Here is a 17,425-nt window from a genome sequence, read left to right on the forward strand (position 1 = left end):
TGGGGCGCGAGGGCGGAGCGGGCCGGGGCGCGGAACGGCGGCCGGGGTCAGTCCCGTGGTTCGACGAGGTGGTCGAGGACGGCTCCGGTACGGTCCAGCCAGTCCGCGATCACCTCCAGCTCCCGCTCGGAGTAGACGGAGTGCAGGTCGGTCATGGCCTGGCGTATCCCGGGGAGGGGACTGCGCAGAGCGCCCTCGGCGCCGTCCAGGAGCCGGACGGCGATCTTGCGCCGGTCCAGCGGGTGGGGTGCGCGCTCGACCAGTCCGTGGGCCTCGAGCCGGTCCACCACACCGGTCACGGAACCGGTGGACAGACAGAGGCTGTCGGCGATCTCACCGGGGGTCATGGTGCCGGTCACGCGCAGGAGCGTGAAGCACTGGAAGTCGGTGGGGTTCATCCCGGAGCGGTCGGCCATGCGGTGCAGGAGGCGGACCAGGCGTACGGCGAGCTGTTGCCCGTCGCCCTGAAGGGCCTCGTACAGCTCCTCGCGGGTGCGGGGACCGTGGCCGTGTCCGAGCGCCTTCTGTGAGGGCTCGGTGTTGGGCACGGTGTCCATGGGTCTCCCTACCGCTCGGTGAACGGTCCCTCCGGCCACCCGTCGTCCGAGTCTAGGACGCCCTCCAAGTGTCGCGTGGCCCCGGAGGGGGCCACATGAAATGATCGCCTTAGCAAGATGCTTTGTTTCCAAGGTATTTGACGAAAAATCGGACACTCACCGGGGGTGGCCATCACCGTCTCGCCAGCTGACACACGGGAGGAACCCCTGCCCGCCGACTTCGGCGGGGTTCGGGACGCGGTACGGGACCAGTTGGCCGCCTACCTCGCGGAACGGGTCGCCGACGCGGGTGCGGCCGACGGGGAGTTCGCGACGGAACTCTGCGAGCGGATGGCCGCGTTCACGCTGCACGGCGGCAAGGGTCTGCGCTCGGTCCTGGCCTGGTGGGGCTGGCTCGCGGGGGGAGGCGCCGCCACGGGGCGCGGGGCCCGCGCGGCCCTGCGCGCCTGTTCGGCCCTGGAGGTCCTCCAGACCTTCGCCCTCGCCCACGACGACGTCATGGACGCCGCGCCGCTCCGACGCGGTGCCCCGTCGTTCCACGCCGTGTACACGGCCCGGCACCGGCAGCGCGGGATGCGCGGGGACGCGCGCCGCTACGGGGAGTCCCTGGCCGTCCTGGTCGGCGACCTCGCCGTGCTCTGGGCCGACGACCTGCTCCACGAGTCCCTCGCCGCCCTGTCCACCGGGGCGGCGGCCCACGCGGTGTGGCGGGACATGCGCACCGAGGTCGTCGCCGGGCAGTTCCTCGACCTCACCGCCCAGGCCCTCGGCGACCGCTCCGAGGAGACCGCGGTGCGCATCGACCGGCTCAAGACCGCCACCTACACCGTCGAGCGCCCCCTGCACATGGGGGCCGCGATGGCGGGGGCCGACGCGTCGACGGTGTCGGCGCTGCGAGCCTACGGAACCGACGTGGGCGTGGCCTTCCAGCTCCGGGACGACCTCCGGGACGCCTTCGGAGCACCCGACCGCACCGGGAAGCGGGCCTTCGAGGACCTGCGGGAGGGCAAGAGCACCCTGCTCCTGGCCAGCGGGGTCCGGTTGGCGGGGGAGGCGGGGGACACCGCGGCCCAGGACCTGTTCTCCCGGGTCGGCCACCCCTCGAACCGGGTCGACCCCGAGGAGACGGCCGCCGCCCTCGACCGCGTCGGCGCCCGTGAGGAGGTGAGGCGCCGGTGCCGCCGCCTCGCCGAGCGCGGGCGGGAACGCCTGCGCTCGCTCGACCTCGACCCGGCCGTCGCCGACGGACTGCACCGCTTCGCCGACACCGCCGCCCGCACGTGACCACCGCGCAGAAGGGACCCGAGAACGTGACCGCGAGGAAGGGAAGGCACCCCGTGGTCGTGGTGGGGGCCGGACTGTCCGGCCTCTCCTGCGCCCTCCACCTGCTCGGAGCCGGACGCGAGGTGGTGGTCGTCGAACGCGAGGACCACCCCGGGGGGCGCGCCGGGCGCCTGGACATGGACGGCTTCCGCGTCGACACCGGGCCGACCGTGCTCACCATGCCCGACCTCCTCGACGAGGCCTTCGCGGCGGTGGGGGAGTCCGTCCGCGACCGGCTGGAGCTGCGGCCGCTGACACCCGCCTACCGGGCGTCCTTCGCCGATGGCTCCACCGTCGACGTCCACACCGAACGCGAGCGGATGGCCGCCGAGGTGGCCAGGGTCGCCGGACCCCGGGAGGCCCGCGGTTACCTGCGGCTCCGGGAATGGCTCACCCGCCTGTACGAGGTGGAGATGCGCTCGTTCATCGACGCGCGGCTCGACTCCCCGCTCGACCTCCTCGGCCCCGACCTCGTGCGTCTCGCGGCGATGGGCGGGTTCGGCCGGTGGTCCCGGGCGGTGGGCCGCCACCTGAAGGACGAGCGCCTGCGCCGGGTCTTCTCCTTCCAGGCGCTCTACGCCGGGGTCGCGCCCGACCGGGCCCTGGCCGCCTACGGTGTCATCGCCTACATGGACACCGTCGCCGGAGTCCACTTCCCCCAGGGCGGGATGCGCGCCGTGGCCGAGGCCATGGCGGGGGCGGCGGCCAAGGCCGGGGCGGTCCTGCGCTTCGGGGAGTCCGCGCGCCGCGTGGAACGCCGGGGGAACCGGGTCACCGCCGTCATCACCGAAGGCGGGGAGCGCCTGCCCTGCGACCACGTGGTGGTCACCGCCGACCTGCCCGCCGCCCACCGGCTGCTCGACCACCGCTCCCGGCGGCCGGTGCCGCACCGCTACTCGCCCTCCGCCGTGGTCCTCCACCTGGGCACCGACCGCACCTGGGAGCGGCTGTCCCACCACACGATCTCCTTCGGCGCGGCCTGGCGGCGCACCTTCGCCGAGATCACCGACGGCGGCAGGACCATGAGCGACCCCTCGCTGCTGGTCACACAACCCACCGTCACCGACCCCTCCCTGGCGCCCGACGGCCACCACCTCCTGTACGTCCTGGCACCCGCGCCCAACCTGGCCTGCGCCGACATCGACTGGGACCGCGCGGGCCCCCGCTACCGCGACCACCTGGTGTCCGTGCTCGAAGCGCGCGGCCTCACCGGACTGGACGCCTCGGTCCGCGCCGAACGCCTGGTGACGCCCGCCGACTGGGCGCGTCAGGGCCTGGCGCGCGGCACACCCTTCTCCCTGGCCCACACGTTCGCGCAGACCGGTCCCTTCCGGCCCCGCGGCACCGTACCGGGCGTCGACAACGCCTTCCTGGCGGGATGCGGGACCTCACCCGGGGTGGGGCTGCCCACGGTCCTGATCTCGGGGAAGATCGCGGCCGCGCGGGTCGTGGCCGCGACGAGGACGGGGGCGCGACGATGACCTCCGCCACGGGAGAGCTGGACGCGGCCGGGATCGCGGAACAGCCGCTGCGCTCCGCCTACCTCCGCTGCCGCGCGCTGCACGCGCGCCACGGCCGTACCTACTACACGGCCACACGGGTGCTCCCGCCCGGGCGCCGCCCCGGCGTCCACGCCCTCTACGGGTTCGCGCGCTGGGTGGACGACATCGTCGACGAGCCCGCGCCGGGCACCACGACCGCCGACCAGCGCGCCCGGCTGGACGCGATCGGTGCCGATCTGGACACCGCGCTCTCGGGCGGGCGGCCGGACGAACCCCTCCTGCGGGCCCTCGCGCACACCGTGCGGCGGTACGGGCTGCCGGCCGACTACTTCACCGCGTTCATGGACTCGATGCGCATGGACCTGGACACCACGGCCTACCGCGACCTGGCCCACCTGCGCGCGTACATGTACGGGTCGGCCGCCGTGATCGGGCTCCAGGTCCTGCCGGTCCTGGGGACCCGCGCTCCGAGGGAGGAGGCGGCGCCGCACGCCGCCGCGCTGGGGGAGGCCTTCCAACTCACCAACTTCCTGCGCGACGTCGCCGAGGACCTGCGCAGGGGGCGGGTCTACCTGCCCGCCGACGTCCTGGACGCACACGGCGTGGACCGCCCGCTCCTGGAGCACTGCGCCAGCACCCGGCGGTCCGACCGGCGCGTGCGCGACGCCCTCGCGGCGCTCGTGGAGGTCAACCAGGGGTTCTACCGGGAGGCCGAACCGGGTGTCGCGATGCTCTCCCCGGTCGCCCGCCCGTGCGTGGCGACGGCCCTGCGCCTGTACCGGGAGATCCTCGACGAGATCGCCGACGCCGACTTCGACGTGTGGCGGGTCCGCCACCGCGTCTCCGACGCCCGCAAGCTCGCGGTCGCCGCACCCGCCCTGGCCCGCGCGCTCTGGGCGCGGACCGTGCCCGGCCCGAGGGCCGGCGACTGACCCCCGGTCGCGCGGCGACCGGGCGCACACCGCAGTTGAGGAGGCCCGATGACGATGCCCGCCCCCGAGCCGCGGCGGCTTCCGCTGCGGCGGATGCCCAGGAACACCTGGGCCCGGCAGGAGCCGACCTGGCGAGAGGCCTCGCCCGCCGTCATCGGCGGTGCGCTCAAGCGGGCCCTGGCCCGCCCCTCCGGGAACTGGTTCGTGCTGGCCGCCAGTACCGAGGTGCGCGCCGACCGCCCCTTCGGCCGGGTGGTCGGCGGCACGGAACTCGTCGCCTGGCGTACCCCGGACGGGAGCGCGCACGCCGGACCGGGAGCCTGCCCCCACCTCGGGGCGCCCCTGTGCCGGGGCGCGGTGTCCGAGGGGCGCCTGGTGTGCCGCTGGCACGGTCTCTCGCTCGGCTCGGAGGGGATGCCCGGTTGGAGTCCTCTGCCGGTGCACGACGACGGCGTGCTCGTGTGGGTCCGGTTGGACGCGCTCGGCGGTGAGCCGCCGACCGGCGCCCCGGTCGTCCCGGAGCGCCCGCGCCCGGAGCGGAGCATCGCCGCGGTGGAGAGCCTGGCGGGGCGCTGCGAACCCGAGGACGTGGTCTCCAACCGTCTCGACCCCTGGCACGGAGCCTGGTTCCACCCCTACTCCTTCGTCGGGCTGCGGGTGACCGAGGTGCCTCAGGGGCCGGACCCCGACCCGGACCGGCTGGTCGCCGACCTCGGCTTCCGGGTGGCGGGGCGGTGGGGGGTCCCGGTCCGGGCCGAGTTCACCTGCCCGGAACCCCGCACCGTGGTGATGCGCATCATCGAGGGGGAGGGTGTGGGCAGCGTGGTGGAGACCCACGCGACACCGCTCGGTACCGATCGCGACGGTGTTCCCCGCACCGCCGTCATCGAGGCGACGGTCGCGGTGTCCGACCGCACCGGCTTCGCCCTGGCCCGCAGGGTGGCGGCGGCGGTACGCCCCGCCGTGCGGACGGTGGCGCGCCGCCTGTGGCGGGACGACCTCGCCTACGCGGAGCGCCGCTACCTGCTGCGGACCACCGGCCGCTGGCCGGGCTGACGGGCGCCGCGGGCCAGTGCGCGCAGGAGCGCGCCGCGCCCCCGCCGGGGCACCGTCCACAGGGCGTGTCCCGGCAGCCCCCACCGCGACAACAGCGCGTTGGCGGCGCTCAACCCGGTGGTGGCGGCTCCCTCCATGAGGGCGACCGGCAGGTCGACGCGCACGTGGTCGCCCGCCACCACCAGGGTGGGGTCGGGGGTGGTCACCGTGCAGCGGTCCCGGTAGCCGCCGGGAGGGAACAGCGCGCAGTCGGCACGGAGCTCGTGCCGCGCGTCCACCGCGCGTGCCCCGGCCAGTTCCGGGTAGACCGCGACGGCCTGCTTCCACAGGGACGCCCGCTCCACCGCGGGGTCGTGTTCCTCGGGCAGGGCGTAGGCGTGCAGCTCCACCACCGAGCCCCCGGTGCGCGCCGCCCACTCCCGGGCCTGGTCCTCATAGCGGTCCAGGACGCTCACGTTGTCGAGTGTCGGGTATCCGGCGGTGCCGAGGAAGGCCTGCCGGTGCGGCCGGACGGGGCGGTCCAGCCAGTAGCGGGAGACCAGGAACGGGGGCGCCGAGGCGACGCCCGCGACCCGCGCCCGCCACTCCGCCGTGCCGAGCTCGGGCGAGGCCGCGACGAGTGAGCGCAGCCCCGGCGGGTCCGCCGCCAGTACCGCCGCGTCGAACTCCTCGCACCGCACCCCTTCGGAGCCCCTCCAGAACACCGCGTGGCCCGGACGCTCACCCGGCGCGATCCGGTCGATCGACGCCCCGGTGCGGAACTCGACCCCACGCCCGCGCAGGTACGCCTCCAACGGATTCCAAAGCGCCTGGGGAAACGGCGAGCGCGGCACGTCGAACACGAGCCCCTCCGACGACCCCAGGAAGTAGACGTGGAACATGACCGCCATCTCGGCGGCGGAGAGGCGCTCGGGCGCGGCGAAGAAGCTGCGGCTGAACACCTCGAAGGCCAGGTGGCGCGCGGTGCGCGGGAACCGGGTCACCTCCAGCAGCTCCCGGGCGCTGCGGTGGCCGAGGCGCTCGTGCACGCCCGGCACGTCGGCGTCCAGCAGCTGGAGCACCGCCGGGACGTTCACCCCGGCCAGCTCCGACGCCGGGAAGCTGCGGCTCACGGCGGCCAGCGCGAAGGCGTTCCACGGCGGCGTGGTGGGCAGGCCGGAGAAGCGGTCCCGGGCCCCGGAACTGTGCACCAGCGGGTAGTCGGCCAGCGGCACGAGCGCATCCAGGCCCGGGTCGGACCGTCGGAGCAGTCCCCGCAGGTTGTAGTACTGCCGGAAGAAGGCGTGGAACCCCCGGCTCATGGTGGCCGCGCTGCCGTCGGCGAGGGTGGTGTCCCACCCCCGCAGGCGCCCGCCCAGCCCGTCCTCGCGTTCGAACACCACCACGCCCACGCCGCGCTCGGCCAGCCCGCAGGCGGCGGCCAGACCGGCGATGCCTCCGCCCACCACCGCCACACGGGGAACGCGGCCCGGTCGGGGCCCGTCCGGCGCGGGCGGGTCGATCCGTTCGGCGCGGGGGTCGTTCACGTCGGGGTTCACGGGCGGGCGCCGACGAAGGTGTGGGTGATCCCGTAGCGCCAGCCCGGCATCGGCGCGCTGGCTACGGACACCAGTCCCGCGGCGCCCATGCGCTCCAGCAGGGCCTCGCGGCCGTCGAAGTCGAGGACGCTGCGCCACAGGTACCGGAACAGGTCGTCGCGGCCGACGAGCACTCGTCCGGACGGCACGACCACGCCCCAGCACACGGCGGTCCACACCGCTCGGGCGGCGGCGGAGTCCGCCACGGAGTACTCGTGCAGCGCCATCCGCCCGCCCGGGCACAGCAGGGCCAGCGCCCCGGCCAGGAAGGCGTCCGGATCGGGCACGTTGCGTACCAGGTAGGCGGCGAACACCGCGTCGGCCGGGCCGCCGAGCGCCTCCCCGGCCCACTCCGGGGTGAGGTCCTGGGCGCGGGCCCGGCGGAAGGTGACGCGGTCCGACCACCGTTTGGCGCGGGCCTCGCGCAACATGCCCTCGGAGGAGTCCACTCCGACGATCCGGGCCAGCGGGTACTCGCGGGCCAGGGCGGCGGTGGAGGCCCCCGTGCCGCACCCCAGGTCGAGCAGGAGGAGCCCTTCGCCGCGATCCGGGAGGCGCAGGCGGATCGCCGAAGCGCGCAGGTCCCGGTGGTAGCCGGGGCTGCGGGAGACCAGCCGGTCGTAGGCGGGCGCCGCGAGGTCGAACTCCTCGGTCACCTCGGCGGCCTTCATCCGTTCGGTCGCTGTGGTCATCGGTCCTCCGGGCGGTTCGGGGTGGACGGGGGACTTCGACCGCCGCAGGGGCCATGCTGGGGTGATGGCCGACTACGACGTGGTGATCATCGGAGCGGGGGCCGCTGGGCTCACCCTGGCCCATCGCATCGGGCAAAGCAACGATCGGCGCGGCGCAGCGCTGAGAACGGCCGTCCTGGAGCCTCCTCCGGGCCCGTGGACCCCGCCGCCGAGGACCTGGTGCTTCTGGGAGGCCGGGCCGGGGCCGTGGGACCCGCTGCTCACGGCCTCGTGGCGGGACCTGTCGGTCGTCGGTCCGGACGGCGCCCGGCACCGCTCCCCGGCCCGCCCCTACGTCTACAAGATGCTGCGCTCGACCGATGTGGACGCGCACGTGCGGGCCTCGGCGGGCCCGGGGGTGGAGTTCCGACCGCTGCACGCGCGGACGACACGGGACGGCCCCGAACACGCCACCGTCCAGGCCGTGGGGCCCGACGGCGAACGGTCGGAGCTCACCGCCCGGTGGGTGTTCGACACCCGCCCGCCCCGGCCCCCGCACGGAGGGCGTACGCGCCTCCTCCAACACTTCCGGGGGTGGTTCGTGCGCCTGCCCGAGGACGCCCTCGACCCGGGCTCCGCGGTGCTCATGGACCTGCGTCCGCCCCAACCCCCCGGCGGTGTGGCCTTCGGGTACGTGCTGCCGCTGTCCCGACGCGAGGCGTTGGTCGAGTACACCGAGTTCGGCCGGACCGCGCTCACCACCGCCGAGTACGAGCGGGCGCTGGCCGACTACTGCGAGCGCTGCGGGCTCCACGGGGCCGAGGTCACCGCGTCCGAGCAGGGCGCCATCCCGATGACCGACGAGTCCCTGCCCACCCGGGTCGGCCGGCGGCTGTTCCGGATCGGCGCCGCGGGGGGCGCCACCCGGCCCTCCACGGGGTACACCTTCAGCGGCGCGTCGCGGCAGGCCGCCGCCGTCGCGCGGGCGCTGGAGCGGGGCCGGGTCCCGGTGCCGCCGGTTCCGCACCGCGCGCGGCACCTGGCGATGGACGCGGTCCTGCTGCGGGCCCTGGACAGCGGACGGGTGTCGGGCGCGGACTTCTTCGCGCGGCTCTTCGCGGCCAACCGCCTGGGCGACGTCCTGGCCTTCCTGGACGGCGACACGGGCCCGGTCCGCGAGTTCGCCATGGGCCTGACCACCCCGGTCGCGGCGATGTCGCTGACCAGCGCCGACCACCTCTGGTACACGCTGCGCTCGTCACTCGCCGGGGCCCTCCCGGGCGGCGCCTCCCGGCGGCGGCCTCCGGTGGTCAGCCGCCGAGGACCCGCACGCCCTCGGTGAGGGAGTCCAGGTGCCCGTCGGCGACCCGCAGCGTGTCCCCGACCCCCCGCCAGCCCGGCCCGGCGGTGTACACGGCGGTGCGCTGAGGCGCCGAGGCGGCGGTGCGGGCCACGGCGCGCAGGGTCTCCGCGTCGTGGTCCCCGCTGGCGTGGCACCACAGCACCACGGCGCGTGGGCCGACACGGGCGATGGCGCGGACGGTGGCCTCGGTGGGGGTACAGGGGCCCAGCACCCGGTGGGTCAGCCCGGCCTCGCGCAGGGAGGCGGCCAGGGCTTCCACCGGGAGGCTGTGCATCTCGTGCGGCAGGCAGGCCAGGACGACCGGGCGCTGACGGGTCCCGGGAGCCGCGAGCGGCGCGGGGACGCGGCGCAGCACCGTGGACACGCTCCAGGAGAGCAGGTGCTCCACTTCCACGTGCCGCCGGGTGTCCTCCCACCGTCGGCCCATCCCGTACAGCAGGGGTTTCGCGAGGTCCTCCCAGGCGGCGACGGTCCCGTGCCGCTCCACGGCGGTCTGGAGCAGGTGCTCCACGAGGTCGGAGTCCATGCGCATGGCGGCCCGGGCCACGCCCCGGAGGGTCGGAGTGTGCCCGCTTCCGTGTACGGGTAGGGCGGGGGAGGAGCGGGGAGCGGCCGATGCGGCGGGTACCCGCGGCCCCGGAACGGAGCGGTCGGCCGACGACAGGACGCGCCGCGCCGCCTCGGCCGGGGGCACGCCCTCGCCGACGAGGTGGCACAGGGTGCGCAGCCGTGCGACGTCCGCAGGGGAGTAGCGCCGGTGCCCGCCGGGGCTGCGCTCGCGCGGGCCGACGCCGTAACGCCGGTCCCAGCTGCGCAGGGTGGTCGGCGCGACACCGAGGAGTCGGGCCACGGCCCCCGGGCCGAGTGCGTCGGTCATGGCACCCCAACACGTTGCGAAAGCGGTGCGACTTGTGACGCGGGCCGCTGACCTCCGACTCTAGAGCGTGAGAGCACCGAAAGGGGCGACGACATGGATCTGGACACCACACGCCGGGCCGACCGGCGGTTGGACCGCGTCTACCGGATCGGGGCCGGGTTCACCGGTCTGGTCCTGGTGGGTTTCGGCAGCGCCGGCATGATGATCCGGCTTCCTTTGTTCGACACGCGGGGCGAGGTGGTCGCCGGGCTGTCCACGAACGGCGCGCTGAGCTTCCTGTCCATCGCGATCGGCTCGCTGCTGGTGGGTGCGGCGATCCTGGGCGGCAAGTTCGCGTCGACGGTGTGCGTGACGGTCGGCGGGGCCTTCCTGGTCAGCGGCCTGGTGAACCTGATCCTGATGAGCACCGACTTCAACGTCCTGGCCTTCAGCGTGCCCAACGTGATCTTCAGTTACGTGGTGGGCCTGGTCCTGCTCACCATCGGGATGTACGGACGGTTCACCGGCAACCTCCCCAGTGACAACCCGTTCCGCCGGTACCGGCACCCCGAGGAGGGCACCGACGCCGGGACCGACACGGGGGCGCACGCCGCCGGGGCTCCGGGCGGGAACGCGGTACCGGGCCCGCGGTCGGCGCGCGAACGCGAGGACACCAGTGAGGAGAGCCGGGGATGAGCACCGCTCCTTCGGGACGGCTGGCCCTGGTGACCGGGGCCAGCGGCTACATCGGCGGACGGCTCGTCCCCGAACTGCTCGCGTCCGGGTACCGGGTGCGCTGCCTGGCCCGCACCCCGGAGAAGCTGCGGGACCACCCCTGGCGCGAGCGCGTGGAGGTGGTCCGCGGTGACGTGGTCTCCGGGGAGGGGCTGGCGGAGGCGTTGGCCGACGTCGACGTGGCGTACTACCTCGTGCACTCGATGAGCGGCGGCCGCGACTTCGCGAGCACCGACGCGCAGGGGGCCCGCACCTTCGCCGGGGCGGCGGCGCGATCGGGTACGGGCCGGATCGTCTACCTCGGCGGCCTGGCCCCCGAGCACGTCGAGCTGTCCGCCCACATGGCCTCCCGGGAAGAGGTCGGGCGCATCCTGGTGGAGGCGCCGGTCCCGGCCGTGGTGCTGCGGGCCGCCGTGATCATCGGTTCGGGGTCGGCCTCCTTCGAGATGCTCCGCCACCTCACGGAGCGGCTTCCGGCGATGACCACACCCCGCTGGGTGCGCAGCCGGGTGCAGCCGATCGCCGTGCGGGACGTGCTCCGGCTGCTGGTGCGCGCGGACGAGCTACCCGAGGGGACCGACCGCACCTTCGACATCGGTGGCCCCGAGGTGCTCAGCTACGCCGAGATGATCCAGCGCTTCGCCTCCGTGGCGGGGCTCGCCCGGAGGCTGATCATCCCCGTCCCGGTGCTGTCGCCGGGCCTGTCCAGTCTGTGGGTCGGCCTCATCACGCCGGTGCCGCCCTCGGTGGCGCGGCCGCTGGTGGAGTCGTTGCGGCACGACGCGGTGGCGGGTGAGGACGACCTGGCGCGGACGCTCCCGGACCACGGCCGAATACCGTTCGACGAGGCGGTGCGGTTGGCCCTGCGGCGGATCGACGAGGACCGGGTGGACACGCGCTGGTCCTCGGCGGCCTGGCCGAGCGCCCCCTCGGACCCGCTGCCCACCGACCCCGACTGGGCGGGCGGGAGCCTGTACACGGACCGGCGGGCCCGGTACGCGGACGCGTCCCCGGAGAGCCTGTGGCGCGTGATCGAGGGGATCGGGGGTCAGCGCGGCTGGTACTCGTGGCCGTTGGCGTGGGCGGCCCGCGGGTGGATCGACCTCGCCGTGGGCGGGGTGGGGCCCCGGCGGGGGCGCCGCGACCCGGAACGCCTGCGGGTGGGGGACTCCCTGGACTTCTGGCGGGTGGAGGAGATCGTCCCGGGTGAGCTGCTCCGGTTGCGCGCGGAGATGCGCCTGCCGGGTCCGGCCTGGCTCGAACTGCGGGTGGGCCGAGCGGACGGGCGCACGGTCTACTGCCAGCGGGCGCTGTTCCACCCGAGGGGACTGGCAGGGCACCTGTACTGGAAGGCGGTCACGCCCTTCCACGGGGTCGTGTTCGGTTCGATGGCCGACAACATCGCTGGCCGCGCGGAGGCGGACGAGCGGGACGCCCAGCGGCCGAGCGACGGGGTGACGGGCGGTACCTGACCCCGGTGGAGGGCGGGTGCCGGACCGCGATAACGTGTGCGGAGAAGTAGCTAGAAATCCAAGAGACTCGGATTCCGAGTCAAAGGAGCCGCGCCGTCCCGGGCGCGGTCTCGGAAGGGCCTCCCACGGTGCCGACACCATCCGTCCCCCGCCGACCCGACGAACCACGCGCCCCCCGGACCCGGCGCCCACGCCTGTGGATCGGTGCCGCGCTGCTGGTCAGCCTCGTGTGGCTGCTCGGCGCGGGACCCCTCGGCGCCTTCCTCGGCCGTCTCGGCGAGGTACAGACCAACGACCCCTCCGCCTTCCTTCCGGTCGGCGCCGAGTCCACCGAGGCCGGAGCGCTGGCCGAGCGGTTCGACCGGGGCGACACCGTCCCGGCGATCGTCGTCCTGTCCGGCGATCAGGAGCTCACCGGGGACGAACGCGCCGAGGCAGGCGCTCTCGCGGAACGGATCGGGGAGCGGGAATGGGTCACCGGGCCGGTGGTCGGCCCCATCCCGGGGAGCGAGGACCCCTCGGTGGCCCAGCTCATCGTCCCGATCGGGAGTGGTCACGACACCGGCGACTCGGTCGCCGAGCTCCGTGAACTGCTCGCCGACCACCCGGTTCCCGGGCTCCAGGCGCAGGTCACCGGGCCCGCCGGATACGCCGCCGACCTGGTCGCGGCCTTCGGTGGCATCGACTCCACCCTGCTCCTCGTGGCGGTCGTCGCGGTCCTGGTCATCCTCGTCGCCGTCTACCGGTCGCCCCTGCTCCCGGTCCTGGTGATCGTCGCCTCGCTGCTCGCGCTCGGCCTCTCCGGCGCGTTGGTCTACGCCGCCGCCGACGCCGGGCTGGTCAGCCTCAACGGCCAGAGCCAGGGCATCCTGTTCATCCTGGTGGTGGGCGCCTGCACGGACTACGCGCTGCTCCTGGTCGCCCGGTACCGGGAGGAGCTGGCGGCCCGGGAGACGGCGCCCGAGGCCGTGCTCGCGGCGGTGCGCGGGGTCACCGGCCCGGTCCTGGCCTCGGGTGGAACCGTCATCCTCGGCGTGTTGTGCCTGCTCGCCGCCGACCTCGCCTCCACCCGCAGCCTCGGCCCTGTGGTCGCCATCGGGGTGGTCGCCGCGATGCTCGCCGCCATGACCTTCCTGCCCGCCGCCCTCGCGCTGTGCGGCCGCGCCGCCTTCTGGCCCACCGCCCCGCACCGCGCCCGTGAGGCCGCCGGGAACACCACCGACGAGGTCCTGCGCCAGCACCCCTTCTGGGGGCGGATCGCCGCCGCGGTGGCCCGCCGACCCCGCGTCCTCTGGCTCGGCACGGCCGCGCTCCTGCTGGCCGCGGCCGTCTTCGCGCCCCAGTTCAGCGCGCAGGGAACCGGGCAGGCGGAGGTCTTCCGCACCGAGGTCGAGGCCGTTGAGGGGCAGGAGACCCTGACCCGGGGGTTCGGTGCCGACTCCAGCGCGGCGCCCGCCCTCGTGGTCATCGCGGAGAGCCACCTGGACGAGGTCGTGGCGGCGGCCGAACGGGTCCCCCGGGTGGAGGGCGCCGCCCCGGTGACCGAACCCGGCCCGCCCGGCGCGCAGGCACCGCCGCTGGTGGAGGACGGTCGAGTCCTGGTGGAGGCCGTGCTGGCCGCCGACCCGGAGTCCCCCGAGGCGGTGGAGGCCGTCCGCGACCTGCGCGCCGAGCTGGGCGCGGTCGAGGGGGCCGACGCGCTGGTGGGCGGGGTGAGCGCCACGAACCTCGACACCCTGGACACCGCGCAGCGGGACTTCGTGGTGGTCGTCCCGCTGGTGACGCTGGTGGTGTTCCTGGTGCTGATCCCGCTGCTGAGGTCACTGGTGGCCCCGTTGCTCCTGATGACCGCCAACGTGCTCTCGTTCGCCGCGGCCCTGGGGGTGGGAACCCTCGTGTTCGACCACGTCCTCGGCCTGCCCGGCGCCGATCCGGTGGTGCCGCTCTTCGCCTTCGTCTTCCTGGTGGCACTGGGGATCGACTACAGCATCTTCCTGATGTCCCGTGCCCGTGAGGAGACCCTCGCGCACGGGCACCGTGAGGGAATCCTGCGGGCGCTCACGGTGACGGGAGGGGTGATCACCTCGGCCGGCGTGGTGCTGGCGGCCACCTTCGCTGCGCTGGCCGTGATCCCGCTGCTGTTCCTGTTGCAGCTGGCGTTCCTCGTCGCCTTCGGCGTGCTGGTCGACGCCCTGCTGGTGCGGACGCTGCTCGTCCCCGCCCTGTCGTTGGACGCGGGGCCGCGCCTGTGGTGGCCCGGACGCGCTGCCCGGAGCCGCTAGAGCGGGTCGCCCGGGAGCTGCCGGTAGGCCTCGGCGATCCTCGGCACCAGCTCGGGCGCGGGCAGGTCGACCCCGTCGATCGAGGCCACCGGGCGCACCCCGCTCACGGCGTTGGTGAGGAAGGCGCCCCGCATACGGGTGGCGGCGACCGCCGCGAGGGGACGGGTGGAGACCGGGACCCCGAGCGCCCGGGCGACACCGCCGACCAGCCGGGAGGTCACCCCCTCCAGGGCGGGCGCCTGCGGCCAGACCAGCTCCTCGCCGTCAAGGAACCCGATGTTCCAGGTGGGGCCCTCGGACACGCGCCCGTCCACTCCCATGAAGAGCGCGTCGTCGTAGCCGTCCCGCTGGGCGGCGCGTCGCTGTCGTACCGCCCCGAACAGGCCGGTGCCCTTGACCTCCGGGGCGTCCCGGGTGAACTCACGCGTGCCGAGGCGGACCGGTGGAGGGGCTGCGGTCGGTGCCGGTCGCGTGGTGACCAGGATCTGCGGCAGGGACCGCGCCCCGGGGCGGCCGAGGTCCAGTGCCGGGTCGTACACGGTCACCCGGACCACGCACGGCGAGGTGTGGGAGCGGGCGGCACGGCGCACCAGCTCGCGCACGCGCGAGACGTCGAGTTCGGCGTCGAAGAGTTCCGCGCAGTCGCGGGTGAGCCGTTCCGTGTGCAGGCCGAGTCCGCGCACGCGCAGGTCGGTGACGAGCATGGTCGTGAAGTGCCCGTAGCCGTACAGGGCCAGGCCTGAGAGTTCTCCCGCGCTGACGGGGCGTCCGTTCAGTTCCATTACGGGCTCATTCTGGCACTTCGGGACCTGTGGCAGGGGGAGTTCGCGAGGCCCGCCCCCGTCAGATCGGGGGCCGCGCGCTCCTGGAGCCCTCCTCCATGGCGACGAAAGCGGTCACCAGCTGGCGTTCGGAGGTGTCCAGGTAGGTGGTGAGCTCTGCGGCGGCCGTCTCGGCGTCGCCCTCGGCCAGCGCGAGGTGGATGCGCCGGTTCCACTTGAGGTAGGGGTCGTGGAACTCGCGGGGCGCGTCCATCACGTGGAAGACCAGCCGTGTCTCGGCCAGGATCTGGCGCATGAACTCGTTGACCCGGGTGCTGCCCGCCAGGGCCGCGAGCGCCTCGTGGAAGCGCATGTTCGCGCTGCCCATGCGCCACCAGTCCCGCTCGGCCCGGGCCCGTTCGCCCTCGTCGACGGCGCTGCCCACGGCGCGGACCCGGTCGGCGGGCGAGGTGGCCGCGCCGCGCACGGCGGGAAGTTCCAGAGAGCGCCGCGCATTGAACAGGTCGCGGACGTCCTCGCTGGTGGGGCGGTTGACGAACACGCCTCGGTGCATGTGGTGCACCAGCAGGCGCTCGTGACCCAGCAGCCGGAACGCCTCGCGCAGGGTGTTGCGGGAGACCTCGTACTTGCGGCTGAGCTTCTCCTCGGACAGGCGCACGCCGGGGGCCAGCTCTCCGTCGATGACGAAGGTGCGCAGGAGGTCGGCGACGCGTTCGGCCTGGCTGGTCGGGCGGGACAGCGCGGGCTCGGGCAGTCGGTCGATGTGGTCCTCGGTCGCTGTCACGTGAGTCCTCCACCCGTCTCGTGGGCCACTCCGGAGACGGGGTGGTCCCACCAATGTTACGTACCGGGGGGTCGGGATTTTACTGATCCGTGCCTTACCTGCGGCTCAAGATTGAAGTATTGTTCAACAATCCAACAATGAGGTTGGCGTCACACCCCTCCCGGACACCTGGAGAGTCAGCCATGGGCGAAGCGCCCCCCGCACCGGAGCAGAAGGTGCGTCCGAGGCTCGGTCGGATCACGCTGAGCAGTGGCCTCCTCGGAGCCATGTTCCTGATGGCCACCAGCGCCATCGGCCCCGGTTTCATCACCCAGACCACGACCTTCACCGCGCAGCTCGGTGCCGCGTTCGCCTTCGCGATCCTCGTGTCGATCCTGGTCGACATCGCCGTGCAGCTGAACATCTGGCGGGTCATCGGCGTCGCCAACATGCGCGCCCAGGACCTGGCCAACAAGGTCCTCCCAGGAGCGGGCTACCTGCTCGCCGTCCTCATCGTCTTCGGCGGCCTGATCTTCAACGTCGGCAACATCGCCGGCACCGGCCTGGGCCTCGACGCCATGATCGGCCTCGACCCGCGCATCGGCGCGGTGCTCTCCGCGCTCGTCGCCATCGTCATCCTGGCCGTCAAGAGACTCGGCGTGGCCCTGGACCGCATCCTCGTGTTCCTCGGCGTCATCATGATCGCCCTTACGGCCTACGTCGCCTTCGTGTCCAGCCCGCCCGTGGGCGAGGCCCTGCGCCAGTCCGTGCTGCCCGAGGCGGCCACCAACGACCTCTTCCTCGCCACCATCACCATCATCGGTGGCACGGTCGGCGGCTACATCACCTACGCGGGCGCACACCGGCTCATCGAGAACGGCATGGGCGGGCGCGAGAACATCGCCGCCATCACCCAGACCTCCGTCACCGGCATCATCGTCACAGGCATCATGCGGGTCCTGCTCTTCCTCGCCATCCTCGGCGTGGTCGCGGGCGGCGTCGCCATCATGGACGCCCCCAACCCGCCCGCCGAGGCCTTCTACCAGGCCGCGGGCGAGGTCGGCATGCGCCTGTTCGGGATGATCATGTGGGCGGCGGCGGTCAGCTCCGTGATCGGCGCCTCGTACACCTCCATCTCCTTCGTCACCACGTTCTCCCCGTGGCTGGAACGGCACAAGGGCAAGCTGGTCACCGGCTTCATCGGCATCTCCCTGGCCATCTACCTGGTCTCCGGACAGGCCCCGGGCACCCTGCTGGTCATGGCGGGCGCCCTCAACGGCGTCATCCTCCCGGTCGGCCTGGGCCTCCTGCTGTGGGTGGCCGCGCGCCACTCGAAGACCCTGCTCAACGGCTACCGCTACCCGCGCTGGCTGCTGGTCGTCGGCGTCGCCGCCTGGGGCCTCACCATCTACATGGCGGGCAGGTCCCTCAGCGGCATCGCCTCGCTCTGGCAGTAGACAGGACACCGGGTGGTGGGGGCGCCCCGGCGCGGCGGCCCCCCCCCCCCGGGCGGGCAAACGCAGGGGACACCACCCCAGCCGACCAGCCACACAC

At 74.1% G+C, this 17,425-nt stretch carries 15 protein-coding genes; 9 read left to right on the forward strand and 6 right to left on the reverse strand.

The window, feature by feature from the left end:
• Positions 1–47: 47 nt before the first annotated feature.
• Positions 48–557, reverse strand: a complete 510-nt coding sequence (locus tag ABZ635_RS11230; protein ID WP_357762444.1) for a MarR family transcriptional regulator — start codon at positions 555–557, stop codon at positions 48–50.
• 171 nt (positions 558–728) lie between these two features.
• Here ABZ635_RS11230 and ABZ635_RS11235 point away from each other — a divergent pair, with 171 nt between their 5' ends.
• The 4 genes from ABZ635_RS11235 to ABZ635_RS11250 are packed head-to-tail and all read left to right on the forward strand — an operon-like array spanning position 729 to position 5,370.
• Positions 729–1,841: a polyprenyl synthetase family protein gene (locus ABZ635_RS11235; RefSeq protein WP_357762503.1), complete on the forward strand. Its 1,113-nt coding sequence runs from the start codon at positions 729–731 to the stop codon at positions 1,839–1,841.
• 53 nt (positions 1,842–1,894) lie between these two features.
• Positions 1,895–3,361, forward strand: coding sequence for a phytoene desaturase family protein (gene crtI, locus ABZ635_RS11240; RefSeq protein WP_357762506.1), 1,467 nt, complete (start codon positions 1,895–1,897; stop codon positions 3,359–3,361).
• Entirely contained in the window at positions 3,358–4,314 is a 957-nt protein-coding gene (locus tag ABZ635_RS11245) for a phytoene/squalene synthase family protein (protein ID WP_357762447.1), read from the forward strand. Before crtI ends, ABZ635_RS11245 begins: the two co-directional genes overlap by 4 nt.
• Positions 4,315–4,362: 48 nt before the next feature.
• On the forward strand, positions 4,363–5,370 hold the full coding sequence (locus tag ABZ635_RS11250) for a DUF5914 domain-containing protein (RefSeq protein ID WP_357762450.1): 1,008 nt from the start codon (positions 4,363–4,365) through the stop codon (positions 5,368–5,370).
• On the opposite strand, the gene ABZ635_RS11255 is transcribed toward ABZ635_RS11250, so the two are convergent.
• Both ABZ635_RS11255 and ABZ635_RS11260 read right to left on the reverse strand, forming a co-directional pair.
• Positions 5,334–6,908 carry an FAD-dependent oxidoreductase gene (locus ABZ635_RS11255; RefSeq protein WP_357762453.1) on the reverse strand — a complete coding sequence of 525 codons (1,575 nt, stop codon included), beginning with the start codon at positions 6,906–6,908 and terminating at the stop codon, positions 5,334–5,336. The two genes, ABZ635_RS11250 and ABZ635_RS11255, sit on opposite strands and share 37 nt — an antisense overlap.
• Entirely contained in the window at positions 6,905–7,639 is a 735-nt protein-coding gene (locus ABZ635_RS11260) for a class I SAM-dependent methyltransferase (protein WP_357762456.1), read from the reverse strand. Before ABZ635_RS11260 ends, ABZ635_RS11255 begins: the two co-directional genes overlap by 4 nt.
• A 64-nt stretch (positions 7,640–7,703) precedes the next feature.
• On the opposite strand from ABZ635_RS11260, the gene ABZ635_RS11265 reads away from it, so the two are divergent.
• Positions 7,704–8,960 carry a lycopene cyclase family protein gene (locus tag ABZ635_RS11265; protein WP_357762459.1) on the forward strand — a complete coding sequence of 419 codons (1,257 nt, stop codon included), beginning with the start codon at positions 7,704–7,706 and terminating at the stop codon, positions 8,958–8,960.
• On the opposite strand, the gene ABZ635_RS11270 is transcribed toward ABZ635_RS11265, so the two are convergent.
• Positions 8,929–9,858: a MerR family transcriptional regulator gene (locus tag ABZ635_RS11270; protein ID WP_357762463.1), complete on the reverse strand. Its 930-nt coding sequence runs from the start codon at positions 9,856–9,858 to the stop codon at positions 8,929–8,931. The two genes, ABZ635_RS11265 and ABZ635_RS11270, sit on opposite strands and share 32 nt — an antisense overlap.
• 93 nt (positions 9,859–9,951) lie before the next feature.
• Here ABZ635_RS11270 and ABZ635_RS11275 point away from each other — a divergent pair, with 93 nt between their 5' ends.
• The 3 genes from ABZ635_RS11275 (at position 9,952) to ABZ635_RS11285 (ending at position 14,326) form a co-directional block, all read left to right on the forward strand.
• Positions 9,952–10,533: a DUF4383 domain-containing protein gene (locus ABZ635_RS11275; protein WP_357762466.1), complete on the forward strand. Its 582-nt coding sequence runs from the start codon at positions 9,952–9,954 to the stop codon at positions 10,531–10,533.
• Positions 10,530–12,044, forward strand: a complete 1,515-nt coding sequence (locus tag ABZ635_RS11280; protein WP_357762469.1) for an SDR family oxidoreductase — start codon at positions 10,530–10,532, stop codon at positions 12,042–12,044. The genes ABZ635_RS11275 and ABZ635_RS11280 overlap by 4 nt, the downstream gene beginning before the upstream one ends.
• Positions 12,045–12,244: 200 nt before the next feature.
• On the forward strand, positions 12,245–14,326 hold the full coding sequence (locus ABZ635_RS11285) for an MMPL family transporter (RefSeq protein ID WP_357762509.1): 2,082 nt from the start codon (positions 12,245–12,247) through the stop codon (positions 14,324–14,326).
• On the opposite strand, the gene ABZ635_RS11290 is transcribed toward ABZ635_RS11285, so the two are convergent.
• Both ABZ635_RS11290 and ABZ635_RS11295 read right to left on the reverse strand, forming a co-directional pair.
• On the reverse strand, positions 14,323–15,108 hold the full coding sequence (locus ABZ635_RS11290; protein ID WP_357762472.1) for an aminotransferase class IV: 786 nt from the start codon (positions 15,106–15,108) through the stop codon (positions 14,323–14,325). The genes ABZ635_RS11285 and ABZ635_RS11290 overlap by 4 nt on opposite strands.
• 61 nt (positions 15,109–15,169) lie before the next feature.
• On the reverse strand, positions 15,170–15,892 hold the full coding sequence (locus tag ABZ635_RS11295; protein ID WP_357762475.1) for a GntR family transcriptional regulator: 723 nt from the start codon (positions 15,890–15,892) through the stop codon (positions 15,170–15,172).
• Between the two features lie 182 nt (positions 15,893–16,074).
• Here ABZ635_RS11295 and ABZ635_RS11300 point away from each other — a divergent pair, with 182 nt between their 5' ends.
• The gene (locus ABZ635_RS11300; protein WP_357762478.1) at positions 16,075–17,328 is read left to right on the forward strand and encodes an NRAMP family divalent metal transporter; all 1,254 of its coding nucleotides are present in this window, start codon (positions 16,075–16,077) and stop codon (positions 17,326–17,328) included.
• Positions 17,329–17,425 lie beyond the last annotated feature (97 nt).

It is taken from the genome of Nocardiopsis sp. NPDC007018 (genome assembly GCF_040635075.1).
Taxonomy (GTDB): Bacteria; Actinomycetota; Actinomycetes; order Streptosporangiales; family Streptosporangiaceae; genus Nocardiopsis.

What these genes read in the sequence shown, in the direction of transcription:
- ABZ635_RS11290 (WP_357762472.1), bottom strand. Translation starts at nt 15,108, where the DNA reads ATGGAACTGAACGGACGCCCCGTCAGCGCGGGAGAACTCTCAGGCCTG.
- ABZ635_RS11280 (WP_357762469.1), top strand. Translation starts at nt 10,530, where the DNA reads ATGAGCACCGCTCCTTCGGGACGGCTGGCCCTGGTGACCGGGGCCAGC.
- ABZ635_RS11265 (WP_357762459.1), top strand. Translation starts at nt 7,704, where the DNA reads ATGGCCGACTACGACGTGGTGATCATCGGAGCGGGGGCCGCTGGGCTC.
- ABZ635_RS11245 (WP_357762447.1), top strand. Translation starts at nt 3,358, where the DNA reads ATGACCTCCGCCACGGGAGAGCTGGACGCGGCCGGGATCGCGGAACAG.
- ABZ635_RS11230 (WP_357762444.1), bottom strand. Translation starts at nt 557, where the DNA reads ATGGACACCGTGCCCAACACCGAGCCCTCACAGAAGGCGCTCGGACAC.
- ABZ635_RS11275 (WP_357762466.1), top strand. Translation starts at nt 9,952, where the DNA reads ATGGATCTGGACACCACACGCCGGGCCGACCGGCGGTTGGACCGCGTC.
- ABZ635_RS11250 (WP_357762450.1), top strand. Translation starts at nt 4,363, where the DNA reads ATGACGATGCCCGCCCCCGAGCCGCGGCGGCTTCCGCTGCGGCGGATG.
- ABZ635_RS11260 (WP_357762456.1), bottom strand. Translation starts at nt 7,639, where the DNA reads ATGACCACAGCGACCGAACGGATGAAGGCCGCCGAGGTGACCGAGGAG.
- ABZ635_RS11270 (WP_357762463.1), bottom strand. Translation starts at nt 9,858, where the DNA reads ATGACCGACGCACTCGGCCCGGGGGCCGTGGCCCGACTCCTCGGTGTC.
- ABZ635_RS11300 (WP_357762478.1), top strand. Translation starts at nt 16,075, where the DNA reads ATGGGCGAAGCGCCCCCCGCACCGGAGCAGAAGGTGCGTCCGAGGCTC.